General features: G+C 53.2%; 1 rRNA gene. It reads right to left on the bottom strand.

The features are described 5' to 3' along the window. Positions 1 to 1,031 (bottom strand): 23S ribosomal RNA (locus ACOZB4_RS34110); the annotation flags it as partial.

Below are 1,031 nucleotides of genomic sequence, written 5' to 3' on the forward strand. Positions count from 1 at the left end.
ACCGGATTACGGTACCAGGTTAGAACCTAGATACGATCAGGGTGGTATCCCAACGTCGCCTCCACACAAGCTGGCGCTCATGCTTCAAAGGCTCCCACCTATCCTGTACAGATCGTACCCAAATCCAATATCAAGCTGCAGTAAAGCTCCATGGGGTCTTTCCGTCTTGTCGCGGGTAACCTGCATCTTCACAGGTATTAAAATTTCACCGGATCTCTCGTTGAGACAGCGCCCAAGTCGTTACGCCATTCGTGCGGGTCAGAATTTACCTGACAAGGAATTTCGCTACCTTAGGACCGTTATAGTTACGGCCGCCGTTTACTGGGGCTTCGGTTCACAGCTTCGGGATTACTCCCTAACCGCTCCCCTTAACCTTCCAGCACCGGGCAGGCGTCAGCCCGTATACTTCGCCTTACGGCTTCGCACAGACCTGTGTTTTTGCTAAACAGTCGCTTGGGCCTTTTCACTGCGGCCCCCTCGGGCTATTCACCCTACCGAGGCACCCCTTCTCCCGAAGTTACGGGGTCATTTTGCCGAGTTCCTTAACGAGAGTTCTTCCGCGCGCCTTAGAATTCTCTTCTCGCCTACCTGTGTCGGTTTGCGGTACGGGCACCTTCACCTGACTAGAGGCTTTTCTTGGCAGTGTGAGATCATGACCTTCGCTACTATAATTTTCACTCCCCATCACAGCCCAGCCTTATCGATGTGCGGATTTGCCTACACATCAGCCTCACTGCTTGGACGGACATCCATCAGTCCGCGTCACTACCCTCCTGCGTCACCCCATCGTTCATAACGGTTTACGGTGGTACAGGAATTTCAACCTGTTGTCCTTCGATTACGCCTTTCGGCCTCACCTTAGGTCCCGACTTACCCTGAGCGGACGAGCCTTCCTCAGGAAACCTTGGGCTTTCGGCGGATCAGATTCTCACTGATCTTTTCGTTACTCATACCGGCATTCTCACTTGTATGCTGTCCAGCGCTCCTTACGGTACACCTTCAACCTACATACAACGCTCCCCTACCCCTGA

Source organism: Paenibacillus sp. NPDC058898 (assembly GCF_049316025.1).
Classification (GTDB): Bacteria; Bacillota; Bacilli; order Paenibacillales; family Paenibacillaceae; genus Paenibacillus_AQ.